The organism is Rahnella sp. NRRL B-41462 (genome assembly GCF_003263525.1).
Lineage (GTDB): Bacteria > Pseudomonadota > Gammaproteobacteria > Enterobacterales > Enterobacteriaceae > Rahnella > Rahnella aceris.
The window spans coordinates 1-25,223 of record NZ_JYDF01000072.1 but is presented as its reverse complement, the minus strand read 5'-3'; the positions used below and the strand labels follow the sequence as shown (position 1 = coordinate 25,223).

General features: G+C 52.6%; 21 protein-coding genes and 1 pseudogene. 12 read left to right on the top strand and 10 right to left on the bottom strand.

The annotated features are described in order from the left end of the window. Window positions 1-64: 64 nt before the first annotated feature. The 4 genes from UC14_RS17290 to yieE form a co-directional block, all read right to left on the bottom strand. On the bottom strand, window positions 65-904 hold the full coding sequence (locus UC14_RS17290; protein WP_013574670.1) for an ABC transporter ATP-binding protein: 840 nt from the start codon (window positions 902-904) through the stop codon (window positions 65-67). Next, window positions 904-1,986, bottom strand: a complete 1,083-nt coding sequence (locus tag UC14_RS17285; protein WP_013574669.1) for an iron ABC transporter permease — start codon at window positions 1,984-1,986, stop codon at window positions 904-906. The genes UC14_RS17290 and UC14_RS17285 overlap by 1 nt, the downstream gene beginning before the upstream one ends. Before the next feature lie 233 nt (window positions 1,987-2,219). After that, window positions 2,220-3,695, bottom strand: a complete 1,476-nt coding sequence (locus tag UC14_RS17280) for an amino acid permease (RefSeq protein WP_013574668.1) — start codon at window positions 3,693-3,695, stop codon at window positions 2,220-2,222. Between the two features lie 131 nt (window positions 3,696-3,826). Next, on the bottom strand, window positions 3,827-4,699 hold the full coding sequence (gene yieE, locus UC14_RS17275; RefSeq protein ID WP_013574667.1) for a DNA-binding transcriptional regulator YeiE: 873 nt from the start codon (window positions 4,697-4,699) through the stop codon (window positions 3,827-3,829). Window positions 4,700-4,887: 188 nt separating this feature from the next. Here yieE and UC14_RS17270 point away from each other — a divergent pair, with 188 nt between their 5' ends. After that, window positions 4,888-5,994 (top strand): YeiH family protein, encoded by a 1,107-nt coding sequence (locus tag UC14_RS17270; protein WP_112198107.1) that lies wholly within the window; start codon window positions 4,888-4,890, stop codon window positions 5,992-5,994. Window positions 5,995-6,084: 90 nt separating this feature from the next. Continuing rightward, a complete protein-coding gene (gene nfo / locus UC14_RS17265; protein WP_013574665.1) occupies window positions 6,085-6,951 on the top strand; it encodes a deoxyribonuclease IV in 867 nt (288 codons plus the stop codon). Window positions 6,952-7,057: 106 nt separating this feature from the next. On the opposite strand, the gene fruA is transcribed toward nfo, so the two are convergent. The 3 genes from fruA to fruB are packed head-to-tail and all read right to left on the bottom strand — an operon-like array spanning window position 7,058 to window position 10,836. Beyond that, window positions 7,058-8,758, bottom strand: coding sequence for a PTS fructose transporter subunit IIBC (fruA, locus tag UC14_RS17260; protein ID WP_013574664.1), 1,701 nt, complete (start codon window positions 8,756-8,758; stop codon window positions 7,058-7,060). A gap of 15 nt (window positions 8,759-8,773) precedes the next feature. Beyond that, window positions 8,774-9,709 carry a 1-phosphofructokinase gene (fruK, locus tag UC14_RS17255; RefSeq protein ID WP_013574663.1) on the bottom strand — a complete coding sequence of 312 codons (936 nt, stop codon included), beginning with the start codon at window positions 9,707-9,709 and terminating at the stop codon, window positions 8,774-8,776. After that, window positions 9,706-10,836, bottom strand: coding sequence for a fused PTS fructose transporter subunit IIA/HPr protein (fruB, locus tag UC14_RS17250; protein WP_037036140.1), 1,131 nt, complete (start codon window positions 10,834-10,836; stop codon window positions 9,706-9,708). Before fruB ends, fruK begins: the two co-directional genes overlap by 4 nt. Window positions 10,837-11,299: 463 nt before the next feature. Here fruB and UC14_RS17245 point away from each other — a divergent pair, with 463 nt between their 5' ends. Continuing rightward, on the top strand, window positions 11,300-12,514 hold the full coding sequence (locus UC14_RS17245; protein ID WP_112151183.1) for a sugar efflux transporter: 1,215 nt from the start codon (window positions 11,300-11,302) through the stop codon (window positions 12,512-12,514). Here the strand turns inward: UC14_RS17245 and UC14_RS17240 are convergent. After that, window positions 12,511-12,765, bottom strand: a complete 255-nt coding sequence (locus UC14_RS17240) for a YkgJ family cysteine cluster protein (RefSeq protein ID WP_013574660.1) — start codon at window positions 12,763-12,765, stop codon at window positions 12,511-12,513. The genes UC14_RS17245 and UC14_RS17240 overlap by 4 nt on opposite strands. Window positions 12,766-13,009: 244 nt before the next feature. Here UC14_RS17240 and yeiP point away from each other — a divergent pair, with 244 nt between their 5' ends. Together yeiP and UC14_RS17230 are read left to right on the top strand one after the other, a co-directional pair. After that, entirely contained in the window at window positions 13,010-13,582 is a 573-nt protein-coding gene (yeiP, locus tag UC14_RS17235; protein WP_015696520.1) for an elongation factor P-like protein YeiP, read from the top strand. A gap of 270 nt (window positions 13,583-13,852) precedes the next feature. After that, window positions 13,853-15,322, top strand: coding sequence for a mannitol dehydrogenase family protein (locus UC14_RS17230; RefSeq protein ID WP_112198106.1), 1,470 nt, complete (start codon window positions 13,853-13,855; stop codon window positions 15,320-15,322). A 60-nt stretch (window positions 15,323-15,382) separates the two neighbouring features. Here UC14_RS17230 and UC14_RS17225 read toward each other — a convergent pair whose 3' ends face one another. Then, complete coding sequence (locus UC14_RS17225; RefSeq protein WP_013574656.1) at window positions 15,383-16,114, bottom strand: FCD domain-containing protein; 732 nt, start codon at window positions 16,112-16,114, stop codon at window positions 15,383-15,385. A gap of 249 nt (window positions 16,115-16,363) precedes the next feature. Beyond that, window positions 16,364-16,675: a hypothetical protein gene (locus UC14_RS17220; RefSeq protein ID WP_112198105.1), complete on the bottom strand. Its 312-nt coding sequence runs from the start codon at window positions 16,673-16,675 to the stop codon at window positions 16,364-16,366. A gap of 214 nt (window positions 16,676-16,889) precedes the next feature. Between UC14_RS17220 and UC14_RS17215 the strand changes: the two genes are divergently transcribed. From UC14_RS17215 to UC14_RS17185, 7 genes and pseudogenes are all read left to right on the top strand, one after another. Further along, complete coding sequence (locus UC14_RS17215; RefSeq protein ID WP_112198104.1) at window positions 16,890-17,864, top strand: GTP-binding protein; 975 nt, start codon at window positions 16,890-16,892, stop codon at window positions 17,862-17,864. A 60-nt stretch (window positions 17,865-17,924) separates the two neighbouring features. Continuing rightward, a complete protein-coding gene (locus tag UC14_RS17210; protein WP_112198103.1) occupies window positions 17,925-18,638 on the top strand; it encodes a phosphatase PAP2 family protein in 714 nt (237 codons plus the stop codon). A gap of 427 nt (window positions 18,639-19,065) precedes the next feature. Next, window positions 19,066-19,641 (top strand): bifunctional murein DD-endopeptidase/murein LD-carboxypeptidase, encoded by a 576-nt coding sequence (mepS, locus tag UC14_RS17205; RefSeq protein ID WP_013574652.1) that lies wholly within the window; start codon window positions 19,066-19,068, stop codon window positions 19,639-19,641. Window positions 19,642-19,806: 165 nt separating this feature from the next. Beyond that, window positions 19,807-21,390 carry a cyclic di-GMP phosphodiesterase gene (locus UC14_RS17200; protein ID WP_232829700.1) on the top strand — a complete coding sequence of 528 codons (1,584 nt, stop codon included), beginning with the start codon at window positions 19,807-19,809 and terminating at the stop codon, window positions 21,388-21,390. Between the two features lie 194 nt (window positions 21,391-21,584). Then, window positions 21,585-23,390 (top strand): extracellular solute-binding protein, encoded by a 1,806-nt coding sequence (locus UC14_RS17195; protein ID WP_112198101.1) that lies wholly within the window; start codon window positions 21,585-21,587, stop codon window positions 23,388-23,390. 10 nt (window positions 23,391-23,400) lie between these two features. After that, window positions 23,401-24,495 (top strand): microcin C ABC transporter permease YejB, encoded by a 1,095-nt coding sequence (gene yejB, locus UC14_RS17190; RefSeq protein ID WP_112198100.1) that lies wholly within the window; start codon window positions 23,401-23,403, stop codon window positions 24,493-24,495. Next, a pseudogene (locus UC14_RS17185) lies at window positions 24,495-25,223 on the top strand (ABC transporter permease subunit); the annotation flags it as partial. The gene yejB and the pseudogene UC14_RS17185, both read left to right, overlap by 1 nt.

Genomic DNA, 25,223 nt, shown 5'->3' with positions numbered 1-25,223 from the left:
TCGCAGGGGAGGGAGCGGAACGGTGAACGCCTGAGTAATGTCTGCCTTTTGTCAGGACATCGCGTTAAATCTCCGGATTCCCCACTAACCCATCGATCAATATCTGCGGTGTCCCCTGCGAGCAGCGCTCAATTCTGCCGCGTACGCCGTAGACCCGCGCCAGACTGTCGGCAGTGATCACGTCTTCCGGCTCGCCATCGGCAATCAGATTACCGTCTTTAAGCATCAGCACGCGGTCGCCATGACGCAGGGCGATATTGATGTCATGCACCACAACCACTGTCACGATATTGCGTTTCTGCGTTTCCTTGCGCACCAGATCCATGACATGGAACTGGTAGTTGAGATCGAGGGCGCTGAGCGGTTCGTCCAGCAGGAGTAATGACGGCTGGCGGATCAGCGATTGCGCCAGGCCAACCAGTTGCTTCTGACCACCGGAAAGCTGATCGAGATAACTCAGCGCCAGATGTTCGATACCCAACTGACGCAAAAGCGCCATCACTGTATCGGTACCTTCCGCATTCTTGCCTTTACCGCCGCCGGACGCGCGCTGCGCCACGATAATGGATTCCAGCACATGCAGATGTACGCCCGCAGGCAGAGTTTGCGGCAGATACACCACCTGCTCTGCACGTCGTGCAAACGGCATCGGCATTAAATCGTGTCCGTCGAGCATCAGCTGCCCTTCCGCACGGTTAAGCCCGGCGAGAGAACGCAGCAACGTCGACTTACCGCTGCCATTTGGCCCGAGCAGAACGGTAATTTTCCCGCGTGGCAACATCGGCACATTCAGATTGCGGATCACGCGGCGCTTCGGATATCCGGCGTTGAAATCGCGGATTTGCAGGCCCTGCGTAGCAGCATTCAGTAAATCTTCAGGACGCGTTTCTAACATCGCAGACATCAGATGTTCCCCCGGTGGCGCAGAATAATACTCAGGAAGAACGGCACGCCAACCAGAGACGTCACGATACCGACAGGAATAATGACGCCCGGCACCAGATTTTTAGAGGCTACCGACGCCATCGACAACACCAGCGCGCCAATCAGCGCACTGGCGGGCAGATAGAAACGGTGATCTTCACCAAACATCAGGCGGGCGATATGCGGTGCCACCAGCCCGATAAAACCGATCGGCCCGACGAAAGCCACCGCCAGTGCGGAAAGAATACTGATGCGCAGTAACGTACCGAGACGCAGGCGACGCACGTCGATACCAAAACTGACGGCACGATCTTCACCCAGACGCAGCGCGGTGAGTTTCCACGCGCTCATCATCGACCACGGCAATAAAATCAGGAATGCCAACACCATCACGCCGAGTTTCACCCACGACGCCCTCGCCAGGCTGCCCATCGTCCAGAAAACCAGCCCCTGTAAGGTGTCTTCGGTGGCGATAAACTGCATCAGCGAAACCAGTGCGTTGAAGGTAAAGACCAGCGCGATACCAAACAGCACCACACCGGAGCTGGCAACGCGCGTCCAGCGGGTGATACCGTCGAGCATCAGTGCGGCAAATAAGGCAAAAATGAAGGCGTTGGCGGAGATAAACCATTGATCCGGCACACCCGGAATACCAATGCCAAGCACAATCGCCAGCGCCGCACCAAACGCCGCAGCAGAAGACACGCCCAGCGTAAACGGACTGGCCAGCGGGTTATTGAGGATGGTCTGCATTTCAGCACCGGCAAGGCCCAGTGACATACCAACTGCCACCGCCATCAGCGCGTAAGGCAGACGAATATCCCAGACAATCACCCGCGTGCCCGGATCCGCCGCTGCGGCGTCAAACAGCGTTTTCCACAATGTGCCGAGCGATAACCCCGAAGGCCCCATAATGAAATCAATCACCAGTGAAACGACAATCGCCAGTACCAGGATCAGCATAACTAACAGACGGCGGCGCACGATATTCTGGTATCGCCCCATAACGCTGTCTTCGGCGTTGACGTTCACCCTCAGGGTGGGTTCGGTAGTTGCACTCATTTTCGCTTCAATCTCATTAAGTTAAAACTTACGGCGGGAGAACATGTTCTGGGGTTCCCGTAGGAAGGAAATAAATGATAATAATTATCAATGTGTTTTGCAAAACCTATCAGACATTCAAAGTAAACAAGGGCGTAACAAAGCATGACGTAATGGGTCTCCTGGCGTGAATCGCAGGCATGAAAAAGCGGAGCCTGAGCTCCGCTTTTCAATGCCATGGAAATCGGGGTCTGTTACTTATCGACGTGATCCGGGAATTCCATTTCGCTGTATTTCACCACTTTAGTGCCTTTGCTCAGCTTGTAGCCGAACCAGATGATCAGGAACAGTGGCAAGCCAATGTAAGTCGCCGCTACGCCACCCCAGTCAATGGTGTCTTTCAGGAATGCCTGATAGTTCTGGCCCAGCGTAATGATCAGACACAACACAAAGGCGAAAACCGGGCCGAACGGGAAGAAACCTGACAGATAAGGCAGTCTCTTCAGATCACGGCCCTGTAAGACATAACCGCGACGGAAGCGGTAATGGCTGACCGCAATCCCCAGCCAGGCGATGAAACCGGTCATGCCCGACGTGTTCAGCAGCCACAGGTAAACGGTCTGATTACCAAACATTGAGCTCAGGAAACACAACGCCGCCACGATAGTGGTGGCATACAGCGCGTTACGCGGCACACCCCCTTTCGACAGCTTAGCGAATATGCGCGGCGCTTTGCCTTCGCTCGCCAGGGTAAACAGCATGCGGGTTGAGGCGTACATTCCGGAGTTACCGGCTGACAGTACCGCCGTCAGGATCACAGCATTCATTACCGCCGCCGCTGATAACAGACCCGCATTACGGAATACCAGCGTGAACGGACTTACCGAGATATCGCCGACTTCATTACGCAGCAGGTTCGGATCGGTATAAGGAATGATCAGGCTGATCACCAGAATCGCCAGAATATAGAACAGCAGAATACGCCAGAAAACCTGACGCACCGCGCGCGGAATATTCTTGCCCGGATTCTCAGATTCGCCCGCCGCCACCCCGATCAGTTCAGTGCCCTGGAAGGAGAAACCGACAATCATCGCCACGCCTATCATCGAGGCAAACCCGCCTGCAAACGGCGCATCCCCGATGGCCCAGTTATGCCAGCCCGCCGTTTCAGCACCGCGCATAATGCCGGTGATCATCAGGACGCCAACGGCGATAAAGATGATGACGGTAACCACTTTGATCAGCGAGAACCAGTATTCCGCCTCGCCAAAACCGCGCACGGAAATGTAGTTGAGCAGGAAAATCAGACCAAGGAACAAGGCGCTCCAGATCCAGCCCGGTGTGTCCGGGAACCAGTAATTCATCACCAGTTGTGAGGCCACCAGGTCAACCGCGATGGTGACTGCCCAGTTGTACCAGTAGTTCCAGCCCAGTGCGAAACCGAAGCCTTCTTCAACATAACGGGAGCCGTAAGTGGAGAATGAACCGGAAACCGGCATGAACGCCGCCAGCTCACCGAGGCTGGTCATCAGGAAGTAAACCATGATGCCGATTAATGCGTAGGAAAGCAGTGCACCACCCGGGCCTGCCTGGGAAACTGTCGCACCTGATGCAACGAATAACCCCGTACCAATTGAACCGCCTATGGCGATCATCGTTAAGTGACGTGCCTTCAGCTCGCGACGCAGTGTGGGAGCCACCTGCGTATTTTTTGTAGGTTGTTGAGCCATTTTTTCCCTATATCCGCTCGTCATGTGCAAATTTAAGCGCGGATTGTAGCAAAACCTGCCGCTCTGAATAGCAGGAACGACCTGTTATAAGACACCTTCATAACTGGCCGCAGATCATTAGTGAAAGACCGTTATTGGGCTTCGCGACAATAGGTTAGAAAACGTGATAATGCGCCGGAGATATGTTTTTGCCGGTGATGAATCAGGTAAAGCTTACGCACCAGCGGCGCGACGGGCAGCCGGATTTCCACCAGCGAACCGCTGCTCAGCTGCTCAGAAATCACCCGCCGCGAGAGGCAACTGATCCCGATGCCATGCCTTACAGCGTGCTTAATGGCCTCGGAATTCCCCAGTTCCATCACCAGGTTAAAATCCGGCAACTGAGGCAACAGCAGATGATCTAACACCTCACGGGTACCGGAACCGCGCTCGCGCAGGATCCAGGGTTCACGCGCCAGCGATTCCAGCGAAACGACCCGCCCTGCCAGCGGATTTTCCGGCGCGACAAACACCACCAGTTCATCATCCAGCCAGGGCTGAGTGATCAGTTCCGGCATCTGACACGGGCCTTCGATCAGACCGAGATCGACACGAAAATCCGCCACCGCGTTAATAACATCATTGGTATTACCGACATTCAGCTCCAGCGGCGTATTGGGGAAATCCAGGCGGTAATCCGCGATCATCGCCGGCAGCATATAGTTGCCGATGGTGCTGCTCGCGCCGATGCGCAGCGAACCGTTATCGTGATTGAACAGTCGCTCGATTTCGCCCGCCTGTTCGAGCAACGCCAGCGCTTTCGGATACAGTAAACGCCCATGCTCATTAATTACCAGCCGCTTCCCGACACGGTCAAATAACTGCACGCCAAGCTGCCCTTCGATATCGGCCAGCGCCGCACTGACCGCCGATTGTGATAATGAAAGCACAACCGACGCCTGCGTGGTCGAACCGCTTTTCAGCACCTCGGCGAAAACTTCAAGTTGTCGCAATGTTATGTGCATAAATGTCCCGCTATTCTCACGCGCCTGACAGCACGCTGTGCTTTAAGTATAGACCCTTGCCTTGCAGGCCTCTTTTGAATGAAGGTTTTATACCAGTTTTACAGCTAGGTTATAAAGTAATAATCTATTTCATTTTTATATAAGCGCGGCGTAGCCTTGTTTCATCACTCCTGAACGAGGAACGGACAATGAGTACACTTGCGCTTAAAAATGAAAATAAAAAGACGGCGGATAAACACCCTTTACCCCATTTGTCGGGCTTTGGCCGCGTGTTACCCGGGCTGGCGCTGACCGGTGTGATCACTGCACTCGCGCTCTGGCTGAGCGATATTCCTGCACTGAGTCATCTCGGCCTGAGCGCGCTGACGCTGGCGATTGTCATCGGCATGGTGGTCGGCAATACGGTATATCCGGCTGCAAAACCCTGGTGCGAAGACGGCGTGACGCTGGCGAAACAACGTCTGTTGCGTCTGGGGATTATCCTTTACGGCTTGCGGCTGACCTTCGCACAAATCGCCGATGTCGGCGCGACCGGTATTGTGATCGACGCGCTGATGTTGTGCTCCACTTTCGCCCTCGCCTGCTGGCTTGGACAGCGGGTGTTTAAACTGGATCGCGATACCGCGATGCTGATTGGCGCAGGCAGCAGCATCTGTGGCGCAGCGGCGGTGATGGCGACGGAACCGGTGCTGAATGCCAAAGCAGAGAAAGTGACGGTTGCAGTCGCCACTGTCGTTATCTTCGGGACAGCCGCCATCTTTCTGTATCCGTGGTTATGGCATCTGAATGCGCAGTATCACTGGCTGAGTTTTACCGCTGCTCAGTTCGGCATTTACACCGGTTCGACGGTGCACGAAGTGGCGCAGGTCGTGGCGGCCGGTCAGGGTGTCAGCCCGGATGCGGAAAACGCGGCAGTGATCGCCAAGATGATCCGCGTCATGATGCTGGCACCATTCCTGCTGCTGCTCTCTGGCTGGAAGTCACGTAAAGAGGTACAACAAGGTGGCCAGAATGCGGGCATGCGCAATATAACTATCCCATGGTTTGCCCTGCTGTTTATTCTGGTGGCAGCATTCAACTCGCTGAATATTTTGCCACACAACTGGATCCCGGCGCTGATTACGCTCGATACCGTGCTGCTGGCGATGGCGATGGCGGCGCTCGGGCTGACCACCCACATGAGCGCACTGCGTCAGGCGGGGCTTAAACCGATGCTGCTGGCGGCGTTGCTGTTTATCTGGCTGATTGTCGGCGGTGCCGGTATCAACCAGCTGGTTCAGCATCTTTTTGGCTGATATTGCTGCTTTTAACACTTCAGTGCTGCGCCTCCTGCCCGGAGGCGCTATCATTTGTCCATAAACGCGATGAATAACTGAGGAGCAAAAATGAAGTTTGTGGGAGCACACGTGAGTGCGGCCGGGGGTGTCGATCAGGCGGTTCTGAGGGCACACGAGCTGGAAGCCACGGCTTTTGCGCTTTTCACCAAGAATCAGCGTCAGTGGAAAGCCGCACCGTTGCCGGAAGACGTCATCGAAAAATTCAAAGTGGCCTGTGAAAAATACGGTTACCAAAGCAATCAGATTTTGCCGCACGACAGCTACCTGATCAACCTTGGTCATCCGGTCACCGAAGCGCTGGAGAAATCCCGCGAGGCGTTTCTTGATGAGTTGCAACGCTGCGAACAGCTTGGCCTGTCGCTGCTGAATTTCCATCCGGGCAGCCACCTGATGCAAATCGAAGAAGATAAATGCCTGGCGCTGATTTCTGAATCCCTGAACATTGCGCTGGATAAAACCAAAGGCGTGACCGCGGTTATCGAAAACACCGCCGGTCAGGGCAGCAATCTTGGCTTCCGCTTCGAGCACCTGGCCAAAATTATTGAAGGCGTGGAAGACAAAAGCCGCGTTGGCGTCTGTATCGATACCTGCCATGCCTTTGCGGCAGGTTACGACCTGCGCACGGCAGAAGAATGCGAGAAAACCTTTAAGCACTTTGAAGAGGTGGTTGGTTTTCAATATCTGCGAGGGATGCACCTCAACGACGCGAAAAGCGAGTTCAACAGCCGCGTTGACCGCCACCACAGCCTTGGCGAAGGCAATATCGGCAATACCGTATTCAGCTGGATCATGAAAGATGCACGTTTCGACGGCATCCCGATGATCCTCGAAACTGTCAATCCGGATATCTGGAAAGATGAAATCGCCTGGCTGAAAGCGCAGCAGACTGCCGAGAATGACGAAGCCGCGGCGTAGTTTTTACCGTAAATTCCGGTCGGCGCCCTCCCCTGCGAAGGGAAGGCGCAATAAAAAAGGCGCGACATTCACATGTCGCGCCTTTTTGTTTTTTAACGATTTACTGTTATGCAGCAGCTTTCGCGGCTACCGCAGCATCTGAACGTTTCAGAATCGCGTATGCGCCACCCGCCAGAACCGTACCGGCGATAATCGCCACCAGATAACCGAGAACCGGCGTGATTGCACCAGGGATCAGCAGTACGAACAGACCGCCGTGTGGTGCCATCAGTTGTGCGTGGAATGCCATCGACAGCGCACCGGTCAGTGCACCACCTGCGATACAGCATGGCAGAACACGCATCGGGTCACGGGCCGCAAACGGAATCGCACCTTCAGAGATAAAGCACAAGCCCAATACCAGCGCCGCTTTACCGCCTTCACGTTCGCTTTGCTCGAACTTATGACGCGCCAGCAATGTCGCCAGCCCCATCGCCAGAGGTGGCACCATACCGGCAGCCATGATGGCGGCCATTGGTGCGTAGACGGAAGAACTCAGCAGTGCCACACCGAACGCGTAAGCAGCTTTGTTCACCGGGCCACCCATGTCGGTACACATCATCGCACCGAGAATTGCGCCGAGCAGTACCGCATTGGCTGTACCCAAAGATTGCAGCCAGGCAGTCAGACCCGCCATGATTTTAGCAACCGGCGTACCGACCACGTAAATCATCACCAGACCGGTAATCAGACTCGCCACCAGCGGAATAATCAGGATAGGTTTCAGCGCTTCCATACTTTGCGGTAATTTCAGCTTGCCGCTGATGGCTTTCGCCACATAACCCGCCAGGAAACCTGCGATGATACCACCGAGGAAACCAGCACCGGTGCTGACAGCCAGCATGCCGCCGATAAGACCCGGCGTCAGGCCCGGACGGTCAGCGATAGAGAAGGCAATGAAACCGGCCAGAACCGGCACCATCAGCGCGAAGGCAGAAGCGCCACCGATTTGCATCAATGCCGCCGCCAGCGTGCCTTTCACTTCAAAGGCTTTGATACCGAAGACAAATGACAGTGCGATACACAGACCACCCGCAACCACCATTGGCAGCATGTAAGACACGCCGGTCAGCAGGTGACGGTATGGGCCTGCGCCGCCCGCTTCTTTCTTCCTGGTGCCCGTCGCTGCGCCCTGAGATTTCGGCTCAAACACTTCAGCTTCAACCAGCGCTTTGTCCAGTTCCTGTTTGGTCTTTTTCAGTGCCAGACCGGTAGACGTGCGGTACATCGGCTTACCGGCAAACTTAGCCAGATCCACTTCGATGTCAGCCGCGACAATCACCAGATCGGCCGCGGCAACTTCTTCCGGTGTAATAGCATTGCCTGCACCTACAGAACCGCGGGTTTCAACTTTTACCCACCAGCCACGTTTTTTGGCTTCAGTTTCAATCGCTTCTGCAGCCATAAAGGTGTGTGCAACACCGGTCGGGCAGGCAGTGATGGCGACGATACGTTTCGGGCCGCTGGCTGCCGGAGCGGCAACGGCTGCCGCAACAGGTGCGACATAAGGTTTAGCTTCAGCCACAGCGCGTTGCAGGAAAGCCTCCGGATCACGGACTGCATCAGCCACATTACCGGTATAAATATTTTTGCCAGCCAGCGCAGGTTCGTTTGGCACGGTTTCACCGGCCACAATCACTACATCAGCGTCAGCGGCCTGTTCGGTCAACGAGTGGCCTGCTTTCGCCGCAGCAGCAGCGAGCAAATTTTTTGCCAGTTGGCTGCGAGCCTGTCCCAGCGAACTGTCTATCATCAGCAGCATTTTCATTCTGACTCCTGCGGATTAAAAGGGTTTCAGATCAACACGGGCCATCATCGCCGCGAGTTGCGGACGATCGGTGACACCGACATTACTCTGGCTGACAGCCAGGGCAGCAACAGCAGTGGCCAGTCGTAGCGTATGTTCACTGGATTCACGCATCAGCAAACCGTAGATCAGACCACCGACCATGGAATCACCAGCACCCACGGTGCTGACGACTTCACAGGCTGGCGGTTTAGCGATCCACGCACCGGAGGCGTTAACCCACAATGCACCTTCAGCACCCAGAGAAATCACCACATGGGCGATCCCCTGATCACGCAGGGCATGCGCGGCTTCTACCACGTCGCTCAGTTCCGGCAATTTACGACCAGCCCAGATTTCCAGTTCACGGCGGTTAGGTTTCACCAGCCAGGGCGCGGCTTTCAGACCGGCAACCAGCGCTTCACGGCTGCTGTCGAAGATGATGCACGGGCACTGTGCACGCAGACGTTTCATCCAGTCGGTGAAAGCGTCAGGATCAACACCCGCTGGCAGACTGCCGCTGACGGCAACCATGTCGAACTGGCCCAGCCATGACAGGGAATCCGTTACGAAACGTTCCCAGTCAGCAGGCGTGACGTTGAAGCCGGAGAAATTGAAATCGCTGACTTCACCATCTTTTTCAGTCAGTTTGACATTGATACGGGTGCGGCCATTAACCACCTGGAAGCGGTTCGCAATACCCAGATCGCTGAATAACAGCTGGAAGCCATCCTGATTTTCTTTACCGAGGAAACCGCCAACGGTGACGTCGATGCCGAGATCTTTCAGCACTTTGGCAACGTTAATCCCTTTACCTGCCGCGTGCAGGCCGGTGGTTTGTACCAGGTTGACTTCACCCCGTTCGATTTCGGGGCAGTATCCGACCAGATCATAGGCCGGGTTTAAGGTAATTGTGGCGACCCGACGGCTCATGCGCCCTCCCCAAGACCTTCAGCAATCGCTTCACCGATGGTTTTTAATGCCAGCTCTGCATCCTCACCACTCGCGGTAAAACGCAGGTGGTGACCTTTTTTCACGCCCAGCGCCACGACTTTCATCAGGCTGCGGCCGTTGGCAGGTTTACCACTGCCATCAAGATTCGTTACCGTGATTTCGCTGCTGAACTGCTTAATAACGTTCACCAGTGCGGTACCCGGACGGGCGTGCAAGCCGTGTTCGTTACGGATAACGTATTCAGCGGTCAGCACGTTGGCTTGTTCTTCGACTTCGCTGGTCAGCAATGCCAGCACACCGACGGAATCTGCCGTCAGCAAGCGTTCAGCTTTGTTGGCAATCAGCAAATCACTGAGGTAGTTCAGCACATCGAGCGGCTGATCGTCAGCAACAGAAATCGTCAGCAGCATGGAGACTTTTTCGCCATCCAGATCAAATGCCTGCTGTGCACGGCTTACCGTTGCAGCACTTTTCAGGTTGCCTTCGGTGCTGTCGCTCAGCCAGATGCCCTGCCCGAGGTTCAGCGGTTTACGGCTGATCACATCGCTGACAAAAGCGGTATCGACAGCGCCAATCTCTTTCAGGCGGCCAGCGTTCAGCGCCTGTAACGTGATCAGGTTTTCTGCGGCCACATCGACTGCGATCAACTGGCTATCAAACAGGAATTCAGCCGCATTTTTTTCGCCCATCAGCAGGCTGCGTAATTCTTCAGCGGAATCTGTTTTTGCCAGGCGATCAGCCACGCTGTCGTCACTTAAGACGTGCGTCAGCTGACGCAGCAAACCGAGGTGTTCATCAGAACGAGCTGCGATGCCGATCACGACATATGCCGTCTGGCCTTCGCCCCAGGTAATCCCTTGCGGAAACTGGAAAACCTGCACACCGGTATCAAGCACCAGATCACGGGTATCTGTGGTGCCATGCGGGATTGCGATGCCGTTGCCAAGGTAAGTAGAGGTTTGCAACTCACGCGCCAGCATGCCGTCTACATAACCTGCGCTGACGCGACCGGCCTGAGTCAGTGCTGCTGCAACCTGGCGAATAGCGTCCTGCTTATCGCTGGCAGCCGCACCGAGATGAATATCTTGCTGTGACAGTTGGAACATAATTCTCCTCTCCTGCTGAAATTGAATCGTTTCAGCTTTACTGAGAAAAAAGGAGCGCCATCAGATTTCAGAAGAAAAACCGACAACGCTGAAACGTTTCAAGAAGTCTCAATCCGGCCTGTATTTAAATCAAGCTTTCCCTGATTTTGCGTAACGATTTTTTGATGTTACGCACAGTTTCCTTTCTGAGAGCTTTCCGAAACGGATAACTTAACGCAAATGCTGAAGTCAGGCTGACGAAAAATGCTGACGCAAGCTGCCCCCTTCTCTGCGGACAATATTGCGGTGAAGAAGCGACGCCTCACCCGGTCATTTTTGACACAAAGTGCGGTTTTATTATTCAGTATGGCAAATTCACTGTGGTTTACATTTTTGATGATCAAAACCTGTTTTTGTTTTTTTTAAACTGTCGTAACATTCGCGCAAATTTCGTCCCCTCCTCTACTTCTGGTTCACTTAGCTAATGCGAATTTCTACAACGTCAGCCCGCCGTTTACCCGACATGACGTCAACTGCTTTTCTGATCATCGCCTTCCTTACCGGCATTGCAGGCGCGTTACAGACCCCGACGCTCAGCCTGTTCCTCACTTCTCAGGTTCACGTCAGCCCGTTTATGGTGGGTATCTTCTTTACCGGCAGTGCCGTGATTGGCATCTTCGTCAGCCAGTTGCTGGCGACCTGGTCTGATCAACGCGGTGACCGCAAAACGCTGATTTTGTATTGCTGCATTCTGGGTGCGCTGGCTTGTGTGCTTTTCGCCTTTAACCGTAATTACTTTATCCTGCTGTTCATCGGCGTTTTGCTGTCGAGCTTTGGTTCCACAGCTAACCCGCAGATGTTCGCGTTAGCACGGGAGCATTCCGAAAAAACTGGTCGCGAAGCCGTGATGTTCAGCTCCATTTTGCGCGCACAGGTTTCGCTGGCATGGGTCGTCGGACCGCCGCTGGCCTTTGCCCTGTCGATGGGCTTTGGTTTTACCTTTATGTACTGCGCTGCCACGCTGGCTTTCTTGCTGTGCGGCGTGATGGTGTGGATGTTCCTGCCTTCGATGCCCAAGGCGCACATCAAGACCACCGCCACGCTGGAAGCACCACGCCGTAACCGCCGTGATACGCTGATGCTGTTCATCGCCTGTTCACTGATGTGGGCAGCAAACAGCATTTATCTGATCAATATGCCGCTGTATGTGGTGCGTGAACTGGGTCTGCCGGAAAAACTGGCGGGGGTACTGATGGGCAGTGCAGCCTGTCTGGAAATTCCGACCATGCTGATCGCCGGATATCTGGCTAAACAGTTGGGGAAACGCTTCCTGATGCGTTTCGCTGTGCTGGCGGGGGTGATTTTCTACGGCGGCATTCTGTTTACTACCGGTGCGGCAATGCTGATTGCTTTACAGTTGCTGAACGCAATTTTCATCGGCATTCTGGCCGGGATCGGCATGCTGTATTTCCAGGATCTGATGCCAGGTCAGGCGGGCGCGGCCACCACGTTATTTACCAATTCAACGCGGGCGGGCTGGATCCTGGCCGGTTCGCTGGCCGGGGTGATCGCCCAGTTCTGGACATACCATGCGGTATTTTATGCCGCACTGGCGATGGTGATTGGTTCGGTGTTATGTATCTGGAATGTGAAAAACGTCGATAAACCGGCGGAAGACGTGCCTGCGGCGGTGATTTAAGGCGCGGTATCTGCCTCAAGCTGAATCAGATAAGTCAGCGCCTGGTCGCGATGTGTAAAGCACATTTCGCGGCTGGCCTGCAGGCTGGCGCAAACTTTCGGACGCAGTGGTGAGGTGAAAATCTTACACAGAAAGTTATCAGCCAGCTGAACACAGCGCGTATTGGCAGGCTTTCCGTCTGGCATTCCCGGGATCGGGCTGGAAATTGAAGGCGCTATGCAACAGGCTCCGCAATCAGTACGACAGTCCATCAACAGCCTCCTCAGGCCTCATTTTGAGCCGCGACAATAGCAGGCAGCGTAATGCGCCACCAGCGAAATATTTACGACTCTTTAACACGATAACCCGAACATTTTTCATACCGGCAGGCGAAGCGCAAAATATGCGTCATAAAGCGGATTTTCGCGACTCTTTTTACGCTATCTGCTTGCCTGAAATCAGCGGCGCGGGTAACGTGTCGCAAATTATTTATCTCTCTCCTGACAGGTTATTTATATGGCACGTGCTAACGAAATTAAACGCGGCTTCGTTGTGAACTACGACGGCAAATTGCTGCTGGTAAAAGATATTGATGTTCAGAGCCCGAGCGCCCGTGGTGCCAGCACCTTGTACAAAATGCGTTTCGCTGACGTTCGTACTGGTGGCAAAGTGGAAGAGCGCTTCAAAGGCGACGATATCCTGGATACCGTTACCCTGACCCGTCGTAAAGTGAACTTCTCTTACGTTGATGGTGACGAATACATCTTTATGGATGACGAAGACTTCACGCCCTACACCTTTAATAAGGCGCAGATTGAAGACGAACTGCTGTTCATCCCTGAAGAAGGTTTGCAGGGCATGCAGGTTCTGACGCTGGACAGCCAGCTGCTGGCGCTTGAAATGCCGCAGACGGTGGATCTGGAAATCGTGGAAACGGCACCGGGCATCAAAGGCGCTTCCGCCAGTTCCCGCACCAAACCTGCGGTCATGAGCACCGGTCTGAACATTCAGGTTCCTGAATACCTGAGTTCTGGCGACAAAATCCGTATTCATATCGCAGAACGTCGTTATATGGGGCGCGCGGATTAATCAGCGCCCCGCTCTCTGCTGAAAGGAACGCTGCGGCGTTCCTTTTTTATTGTCTGCATTTTGCGATTAATCCTTCAGACAGTGGATCTGCATCACAAAATGAGTGGCTATCTGGACTTACCAATTCCCCTTTCTATCATATGACTTTACACTCTAAGCCCTGATTTCGGCTTAAATCGTCGCTTTATCCAGCATAAAATTCAACTGACGGGTAAATAGCCCCAATTTGGCCTGACCAATTATTTATTTCTGACTTGCCTGGAGTATTGCATGAAAACTATTGCCACAGCGTCCCTGCCTGCAGCAGTGTCATTGCCTGCTTATGATCGCGATGTGTTAAAAAGCCGTATTGTTCATCTCGGATTTGGTGCCTTCCATCGCGCTCACCAGGCGCTACTGACCAACCGCGTGCTGAACCTCCAGGGGGGCGACTGGGGCATTTGCGAAATTAGCCTGTTCGGCAATGAAACGCTGATCCAGAGTTTGCGTCAGCAAAATCATCTGTTTACCGTGCTGGAAAAAGGCGCGGACGGCAATCAGGCGATTATCATCGGCTCTGCACATGAATCTGTGCACGGCGGGATTGACGGGCTGGAAGCAGTACTTGAAAAACTCACTGAGCCACAGATCGCGATTGTTTCCCTGACCATCACTGAAAAAGGTTATTGCATTGAGCCGGGCACCGGCGAACTGGATCTGCAAAATCCAAAAATTCAGCAGGATCTGGCGGGCGGTCAGGCGCCGGGTACCGCTCCGGGCGTTTTAGTCGAAGCCCTGCGTTTACGTCATGAGCGCGGCTTACCAGGCTTCACCGTTTTATGCTGCGATAACATTCCTGAAAACGGTCTGGTGGTAAAAAACGCCGTACTGGGCATGGCGAAAGCACGTTCCGCAGAACTGGCTGAATGGATCGCCGGAAACGTCTCTTTCCCAAGTACCATGGTTGACCGTATTGTTCCTGCCGCGACGGAAAATACGCTGGAAGAAATCACCGAAGCCCTCGGAGGTGTGACCGATCCTTGCGGTATCGCCTGTGAACCCTTCATTCAGTGGGTCGTGGAAGACCATTTCGTGGCGGGCCGTCCGGACTGGGAAAAAGCTGGCGCACAGATGGTTGCCGACGTTTTGCCTTTCGAACAGATGAAGCTGCGCATGCTGAACGGCAGCCACTCTTTCCTCGCCTATCTCGGCTATCTGGCCGGTTATCAGCACATCAACGATTGTATGGAAGATGCCAACTATAAGGCCGCTGCCCATCATCTGATGCTGCATGAACAAGCTCCGACGCTGAGCGTCGAGGGTGTTGATCTCGGTGCGTATGCTGACAGCCTGATTGCACGTTACAGCAACCCGGCGCTGAAACACCGAACCTGGCAAATCGCGATGGACGGCACCCAGAAACTGCCACAGCGTATGCTCGATTCCATCCGCTGGCATGTTAAAAATGGTGGTTCCTATGAATTACTGGCGCTGGGCGTGGCAGGCTGGATGCGTTATGTCGGTGGTACTGATGATGCCGGGCAGCCCATTGAGATTAAAGATCCGATGGCTGAAACCGTCGCTAAAATTGTGGCATCAACCGAAGATGGCGAACCGCGGGTGAAAGCCCTGCTGGCCCTGACGGGCGTATTCGGTGAGCAATTGCCTCATGAAGAGAAAGTCGTAGCGGCCATACTGAGCGCGTATGCCGATCTGCAAAGAATTGGCGCGAAGAAAACCGTGGCAAAATACGTAGGTTAAGCCCGGCAACTGAGGCTAAGAACGGCTGCTGCGGCAGCCGTTCTTATTTGTACGGCGGTATCAGTCGTTCAGTTCTGAGGGGACTGAGGAAAAAAGGAATCCGTCAAAAGACGGATCATCGGCATCCGAAACCTGTAACAGCATATCTTTGACATTTTCCAGATGCTGCCACATCGCCTGCTTCGCGGCTTTCGGATCCCTGCGAAGTACTGCCTGCAAGATTGTCTGATGGTCCTGCAACCAAATCTGACTGTAGTTTTTATCGCCGACATGCTGATGGATCCCCTGCCACATGGAGCTGCGCTGGCGGATCAGCCACAGATCATCCACCAGTTTAACCAGCACACTGTTCTGGGAAGCCTGCGCCAGCAAGGCATGAAACCGCTGATCTTCAGCATCATCGGAGACGCCACGTGCAATGCATTCTCGCTGTGCATCAATGGCATCGCGCATTTGCAGAATATCCGTCTTAGTGGCCTGCATCGCCGCAAAAGCCGCGACTTCGCTTTCCAGCAATTGCCGCGCCTGTAATAACTCGAACGGGCCATATCCGCTGTCAGCGCTTTCCGGCTGGCTATCTTCCGGTTGATGCAATACATAGACGCCGGAACCTTTACGCACTTCGACCACTTTTTCCAGCTCCAGCATGATCAGCGCTTCACGCACTACACTTCGGCTGACGGAATAAGATTCCGCAATGTCACGCTCCGGAGGGAGGCGGTCGCCAGGGGCATATTTTCCGGCATGGATATCGCGACGTAAATGACCGCCTATCTCCTGATAAAGTCGCATGTTTTTGCCCCTTTCACTGACACAAGCTCAATTGGTCTGACATCTGATTAATCGTTCTGATGCCTGAAATAAGAGAGAAAATTATAACATGTCAGCAGAAAGGGAAAGGACAGGAATAGAAAACTGACGGCCCGATCAAGATTGGGCCAGCCAGTTCATAAAGTTGTCCGGCCACATAACGATACATTGCATTACCGCGCTCAATGACCGGAGCGAAACATATTAACGATACTAACTATTTACGGCTGCTTAGTTATAACTCACCGTCATCACCGCAAGGCGAGGATCATTATTAATATGCTGCGTGGTAACCTGCCCGAGAGACAAAGGCAAGGCGAAAGAAGAAGGATTTTGCGCATTCAGCGTATGAACTTGCCTCACCTGTTTTCCGCCACGATCACAGTCGCTGATCATCGCATTACGTGCGGCACTGAAGTGACATCCTCCGTCAACAATTGACCCGGTAAAATGAATAATTCCGCCTGTTGCAGCGGCACTGGCAAACTGAATCGTCCCTGAGGCCATGACTCCCAAAAACAGTACACAGGTAATTCTGTTCATGGTGACACCTCATCATAACTATTAATTTTAAAGTTCCCGTAACCACAATTTAACATTAATACATCTAATTGAATTTACACGTCTGGAGGCAAAATAAATCTTGCTTGCCTGCCGGCAAAAATAAGCAATCCATGTCTTACATCGGCGCAACGCTGGATTTTCTTAAGGAGTCGCTGCACATTGGCGGGGAATTTTTCAAAAAGGATGTGCAACCATGACCAAAACCAACCTGATCACCGGCTTTCTGGGAAGCGGAAAAACCACCACGCTGCGCCACCTTCTGGCTCATAAGCCTGAAGGTGAAAAATGGGCCGTGCTGGTGAATGAATTCGGCGAAGTCGGCATTGATGGTGCATTACTGGCTGACAGTGGTGCGGTTCTGAAGGAAATCCCCGGTGGTTGCATGTGCTGTGTGAACGGATTGCCAATGCAGGTCGGCCTGAATATGTTATTGCAGCAGGCTAAACCTGACCGCTTGCTGATAGAACCCACCGGGCTGGGGCATCCGAAACAGATCCTTTCTTTACTGACGTCTGACGTTTACAGCAACTGGCTGACACTCAATGCCACGCTTTGTCTGCTGGATCCGCGTCAGTTAAGCGATCAGCGGGTGACTGATAATGAAAACTTTCGCGATCAGTTAGCCGCAGCAGACATTATCGTGGCAAATAAGTCTGATGTGACGCAGGCGCAGGACACACAGAAGCTGGACGAATGGTATCAGCAGAATGGTCACGAGCGTCTTCTGGTGACGGCTTCGCAAGGTGAGATCGCCCTGACATTACTTGATTTTCCGCGCCAGAATCTGGTTGAGTTACCGCAAGGTAAACATCATCACGCTCACGCCGCTAAACAAGGACTGGCTGCACTGAGCCTGCCGGGAAAACAGCGCTGGCGTCGCGCGCTGAATCAGGCAGACGGTTATACCAGTTGCGGGTGGATATTTGATGGCGAAACGCAGTTTGAGACCGCAGGCATTCTCGACTGGGCGCGCGCGGTGCCGGTTGATCGCGTCAAAGGGGTTATACGCATTAAAGAAGGCACATTACTGATTAACCGTCAGGGCAATGACTTACACATTGAAACGAAACCGGTGGCGCCGTTAGACAGCAGAATTGAGCTTATTACGCAAAATGAAGTGCAGTGGAATGCAATACAATCCTCCTTGTTGAAGATTCGTTTAAGTTGATCAGATTAAGTTAACGCTAACTAAGTTATTCCTTACTTTGCTAAGAATAGGTCTTCCTTTATGTGGCGCCGCAATATTCCCGCAATCCTGATACTCAATGTATTAGGTGTTGCCTTATTTTTATCTTTCTATTTGCCAGCAAACCATGGTTTCTGGTTCCCGATTGATAAATCGATTTTCTTCTTTTTTAATCAACATCTGGCCACTGATGCGTGGTTTCTGCACCTGGTCGCCGTGACCAATAATCGTGCCTTTGATCTGATTTCATTGCTGGCGATGGGAATCCTGTATCTGAGCTATTTCCTGAAGCAGGATAGCGACGGGCGTCGCCGGTACATCATTATTGGTGTCGTGATGTTGCTGACTGCCGTTGTGCTCAACCAGCTCGGACATTTATTGCCTGTCAGCCATAAAAGCCCGTCACTCAGCTTCCCGGGCGTAAACCGCGTGAGCGAACTGACCGGCATTCCCACCAAAGATGCTTCCAGCGACAGCTTCCCCGGCGACCATGGCATGATGCTAATTATTTTTTCATGCTTTATGCTGCGCTACCTGAGTAAGTCAGCATTCGCTGTCGCCTTGATCATCACCTTCATCTTCTCACTCCCACGCGTGATGATTGGTGCGCACTGGTTTACTGATATCGCGGTCGGCTCAATGTCCGTCGTGCTGGTCGGTGCCAGCTGGTGGCTGATGACACCAGCCAGCGATACGCTGATTAACTGGCTTGATCAAAAATTACCCGGTAAAAAAAATCCTAAGACACACGCATAATTTTGGATGCATACATAATATTTATGGCCCGGCAGATCTTTATGATTTGCCGGGCCTTTTTAAAGGATGTTTCTCAACGCCTCTGCGCTGTATTATGTCCCCTGAACGCGCTATTGATGCGGTTTTAACCCAAATTCGCGTAAAGATCACACAGCATTTTTAACATGTTTACTTACATCACCTTACATCACAATTTCTTATAAAAAATCTCATAATACCTCTCGCAATCACCTGTTCATTACGGTAATCTCCAATTCGCCTGTATAGAATTGTGTTAAAAACATCCCGGTTCAGGAAAAAAACGTGCTACGACGCACATTTCCTCCCCCTGGTATTTGTCCCACAGATATATGGCAGGTAATCTCGCTTCGTTTGGCAATTTTAATAACGATTTCATCGTTAAGGACAGCAAGGGATAACAACAATAATGGTCAAGTCTCAACCGTTTCTGAGATATATCACGCGGATAATTCCCGCGATTGGTGCAGCAATTATTCTTTCTGCATGTAGTGGTACACATTCTTCGAACACAGAAAACGCGCAAACTGATATGCGTGCAGTAAATGGCAATGATGGCCTTCTACTGCAAGCCTCTCAGGATGAATTCGAAGCAATGGTTCGCAACGTCAACGTTAAATCCAAAATTATGGATCAGTACGCTGGCTGGAAAGGCGTTCGTTATCGGTTGGGCGGTGACAGCAAGCGTGGTATCGATTGCTCAGCGTTCGTTCAGGTAACATTCCGCGAACAATTTGGTATGGATTTACCTCGTTCAACCTATGAACAGGAAGAGAAAGGCAAGAAAATCCAGCGCACGAAACTGCGTCCGGGTGATCTGGTTCTGTTCCGTGCGGGTTCAACAGGCCGTCACGTCGGCATTTATTTAGGTAACGATCAGTTTGTACATGCATCCACCAGCAACGGTGTGATGATTTCAAATCTGAAAGAGTCCTACTGGAATGCACGTTATCGTGAAGCAAGACGAGTTTTAGCTAACGGCTGATCCCGTTACCTTATGATTTAGTTCTTGTTGTCCTATGCCAAGCGAATAAAAAAACGTCATCTTTGGATGGCGTTTTTTTATGCCTGTAATAAAGTGTATGAAGTGTCTGTTGATTTTTTGACGACGTTATTCTTTTATTTCCTCTGCGCGAAAAGGGCAAAACATATGGGTTTAAAAACGGCGTTAACACACACCGTATTGCCCAAACATCTGTATTTAAAGAGAAGCCTGCTTTTTTCAGCCCTGTTTTTCATTTTATTTATCGCAGTTACCCTCACCGTTATTAAAACCAACAATCTCCGCGAACAAAATGAAATCGCGCAACGAACGGCACAATTTACTGCTGATTATCTGCGCCAGTTAACCGACACGATGCACAGAATCGGACTGCTCACGACGGAATCCTGCCATTCCATTGCCGGGGAATTAAACCGTGACGTCGCATTCAGCATGGGTGTTCGTGATTTTCAGCTGGTGCGTAATGGCATCGTTTTTTGTTCCTCGGCTTCCGGTAATCAGCACATTCCTGTAAACAGTACCCTGCATGACCTCGAATTTGATAACAACATGAGTATCGGCCTGCAGATGGGCACCCCTGCCGTCCCGAACCGCGCGGTGATCCTTATATGGCAGCGTAACCCCGGTGCAACGGACGATGGCGTGATAGCAACGCTGGAACTGACGTTGTCGCCGTATATGCTTTTTGCGCAGCCAGGTTCCGGCTACCGGGGTTTTGCACTGCTGGTGGGAAAAAGCGCACTGATTTCTTCTCAGGCCGGTCTGATCAAGATCAGTGATTTGCCCCGCAGCCATTTTACTCAAGTCAAAATAGATAATTATCCTTTCAGCATTCGTCTCTACTCTCCTTCCCTGACCCGCGATAACATACTCTTTACGTTCTCAGGCGGCCTGCTGCTTAGCCTGCTGGTTTGCGCGCTGATTTACCACAGCCTGCTGAACCGCCATAACGTTGAGCGTGAGGTTCTCCGCGGGCTGAAAAATAAAGAATTCTTTGTTGAATATCAGCCGGTTATCGACTCAAAGAGCCTGAAGGTGACTGGCGTTGAAGCCCTGCTGCGCTGGCAGCACCCCATTGAGGGGCCCATTCCGCCCGATGTTTTTATCAGCTATGCTGAAAATCAGGGGCTTATCGTCGACCTGACTCAACATATGATGGCTCTGGTGGCGGCGGACGCCCATACCTTGCAGCACGCTTTTCCCGGTCCGGGCAAACTCAGTATCAACATTTCTCCTCACCACATGAACAAAATCAGCTTTCATGACGATGTGATGAATTTTATTGAAGCGTTACCTGAGAATGCTTTCCAGGTGGTATTCGAAATTACAGAACGTGGAATGATTGATACACAAGGTGCATTACGGGAATTTAACTGGCTGCGCCGCCATAAGATTGAAATAGCCATTGACGATTTTGGCACCGGCCATAGCGCGCTGATCTATCTTGAGAAGTTCACGCTGGATTATCTGAAAATTGACCGCGGCTTTGTCATGTCGATTGATCAGAACACCCTGATCGCCCCGGTGCTGGATACCGTCCTTAAACTCACGGAAGAACTGAAGATCAAAACCGTAGCCGAAGGCGTCGAAACCCAGATGCAGGCGGAGTATCTGCGCAATCACGGCGTGACCTATTTACAGGGATATCTGTACAGCAAATCGCTCGGTGTTCCTGAGCTGCTGGACTTTATACGTGATTTCAATGAGAAAGAAGCCACCTGGCAGATTTGACCTGCATCAGTCCCGCATCTTTTGTTCCATTTTTCTTTTAGGCGTCTGCATCCGGTTGTGATAAAAAGGCCAAAATCAGGGACGAAACCGAAGAGTCGTGCGTGACAAAATCTTTGCTTTCAATTGATTAATATCGAAATAGCCCGCGGTAATGCCGCATTATGCTGTCGTCATCACAGGAGTGCAGATTCAGGATGTTTTCTCGCGTTTTTGCCGGTGTGCTGTGCCTGCTGAGTCTCAGCGCACAAGCTGAAGTCATACAGGACAGTTACGCGTTCGCCATATTAGGCGAGCCCAAGTATGTCTCAAACTTCACCAGTTTTGACTACGTCAATCCTGCCGCCCCGAAAGGCGGTCAGATCACACTGGCGGCCATTGGTACTTACGACAACTTCAACCGCTTCGCGTCTCGCGGTAATCCGGCTGCGCGCAGCGGCTCGCTTTACGACAGCCTGTTTACCACCTCCAGCGATGAGATTGGCAGTTATTATCCGCTGATCGCCGATTCTGCCCGTTATGACAGCCAGTACCGTTGGGTCGAAGTGGATATCAATCCGCGCGCCCGTTTCAACGACAATACCCCGATTACCGCCAGTGATGTGGCCTTCAGCTTCCGAAAATTCATGACCGAAGGCGTACCGCAATTTCGCGTGGTGTATAAAGGTGTGGAAGTAAAAGCCATTTCGCGCCTGACAGTACGCATGGTGTTGCCGAAAGCGGATAAAGACATGATGCTCGGCCTGCTCGGTTTGCCGATTTTGCCGCAGACATTCTGGGAAAAGCATAAATTCAATGAACCGCTGAGTACACCGCCGCCGGGCAGCGGGCCTTACCGCATCAGCGATTACAAACTCGGTCAGTACATCACCTATTCCCGCGTGCCGGATTACTGGGCGGCCAATTTGCCCGTCAACCGGGGCCGCTATAATTTTGACACCATCCGCTACGACTATTACCTCGACGACAATGTGGCGCTGGAGGCGTTTAAGTCCGGCGCGTTTGATTTCCGCATGGAAACCTCGCCGAAAAATTGGGCGACGCAATATCAGGGCGGTAATTTCAGCAAAAACTTTATCGTTAAAGCTGATGTGGAAAATCAGGCAGCGCAGGATACCCGCTGGCTGGCATTCAATATCCATCGCCCGCAATTCGCCGACCGCAAGGTGCGCGAAGCCATCACTTTGGCTTTTGATTTTGACTGGATGAACAAGGCGCTGTATTTCGGTGCGTATCAGCGGGTGAACAGTTACTTCCAGAATACCGATTACGCGGCAAAAGATTATCCGAACTCCGCAGAACTGGCGTGGCTGGGGCCGCTGAAAGGCCAAGTGCCGCCTGAAGTCTTTAGCGCACTGTATCAGCCACCCGGCTCTGACGGCACCGGTAATGACCGCGCAAATCTGCTGAAAGCCACCGCATTACTGAAAGAAGCGGGCTGGGAAGTGAAAAATCAGGTGCTGGTGAATGGCAAAACCGGTAAGCCGTTTACCTTCGAGCTGCTGTTACCCGGCGGCGGGAATTCACAGTACGTCTTGCCGTTCCAGCATAATTTACAGCGACTGGGCATTAAGATGTCGATCCGTGAAGTGGATAATTCGCAGTTCGTGCGCCGTATGCGCCAGCGTGATTACGATATGCTGCCGACGGTTTATCCCGCCACGTCGTATCCGAGCAGCGATTTGCAGATTTACTGGAACAGTAAATATCTCGATTCCACCTATAACAAATCAGGTGTCAGCGATCCGGCCATTGACAAGCTGACCGACGAAATCGCCGCCAATCAGGGCAAACCTGATGCCCTGTTGTCGCTGGGCCATGCGCTCGACCGTGTGCTGACGTGGAATATGCTGATGATCCCAATGTGGTATACCCATCACGAGCGCTACGCTTACTGGGATAAATTCTCGATGCCAGCCGTCACCCCATCTAACGGAATGGAACTCGACACATGGTGGTACGACGTTAACCGCGCAGCCCGTTTACCTGCGCAACGCCGCTGAGGAGCATACTGTGGCCGCCTATCTTTTAAGACGACTGCTTCTGGTGATCCCCACGTTGTGGGCGATCATCACCATTAACTTTTTTATTGTGCAGATTGCTCCCGGCGGTCCGGTTGATCAGGCGATTGCCGCTATTGAAATGGGGCAGTCAGGCGGTTTACCGGGTGCCAGCGCGGGCAGCGGAAATGGCAAAGCGTCGCCGGGTTTAGCGCAGTTTGGTGAAGGTCAGTATCGCGGCGCACGGGGCCTGGATCCGGAAGTCATTGCCGAAATCACCCACCGCTTCGGCTTCGATAAACCGCTGCATGTGCGTTATTTCGAGATGTTATCCAACTATGTTCGCTTTAATTTTGGCGACAGTCTGTTCCGCGGCTCATCCGTTATGGGACTGGTGAAAAGCGCGCTGCCGGTTTCCGTTACCATCGGCCTGTGGAGCACGCTGATTATCTACCTGGTGTCGATCCCGCTCGGGATCCGCAAAGCGGTGCGTAACGGCACGAAATTCGATACCTGGAGCAGCTCCGTCATTATTGTCGGTTATGCCGTTCCCTCTTTCCTGTTTGCCATCTTATTGATTGTGCTATTCACCGGCGGCAGTTATCTCGACTGGTTCCCGCTGCGCGGCCTGACGTCGCCGAATTTCGATACCCTGCCGTGGTACGGCAAAGTAACCGATTACCTCTGGCATATAACGTTGCCGGTGCTGGCGACGGTGATTGGCGGGTTTGCGACCCTCACGATGCTGACCAAAAACTCGTTCATGGATGAAGTCGGTAAACAATATGTGATGACTGCGCGCGCGAAAGGGCTGAACGAAAAACAAATTTTGTACCGGCACGTTTTTCGCAACGCGATGCTGCTGGTGATCGCCGGTTTCCCGGCGACTTTTATCAGCATGTTTTTCACCGGTTCATTACTGATTGAAGTCATGTTTTCATTACAGGGGTTGGGATTGCTGGGCTACGATGCCATTGTGCAGCGCGATTTCCCGGTGATTTTCGGCACGCTGTATGTTTTCACGCTGATTGGATTGCTGCTCAATATCGTCAGCGACATCACTTACACGCTGGTTGACCCGCGTATCGATTTTGAGGGCCGCCAGTAATGAGCCTTTTTATACTGAACTCCGTCAGTCAGGCGCGCTGGGCGCGTTTTTGCCAGAACCGCCGTGGTTACTGGTCGCTGTGGATTTTCATGGTGATGCTGATCCTGGTGCTGTTATCCAACGTCCTCGCCAACGACAAACCGCTGCTGGCACGTTATCAGGGACATCTCTATGTGCCGTTTCTGGTCAATTACAGCGAAACGACGTTTGGTGGTGAGCTGGAAACGCCAACCGATTATCAGGATCCGTTTGTTGTGCGCCAGATTGAAGACCACGGCTGGGCGATTTGGGCACCGATCCGCAGCAGTTATAACTCCATTAACTTTTCTACCGCGCAGCCCTTCCCTTCACCGCCTTCTTCTCAAAACTGGCTGGGCACCGACAGTAACGGGCATGATGTGCTGGCGCAAATCCTTTACGGGTTGCGGATTTCGCTGTTCTTCGGCGTTCTGCTGACGGCGATGACCTCCGTGATTGGCATGATTGTCGGTGCCACGCAGGGCTATTACGGCGGATTAATCGATTTGCTCGGGCAGCGCTTTATCGAAGTGTGGTCGAGCATTCCGACGCTGTTCCTGATTATTATTCTGGCCAGCGTGGTGCAACCCAACTTCTGGTGGCTGCTGTTGATCACCGTGCTTTCTGGCTGGATGATGCTGGTGAGCGTGGTGCGCGCCGAATTCCTGCCGTACCCGTAACTTTGATTATATCCGCGCCGCGCAGGCGAT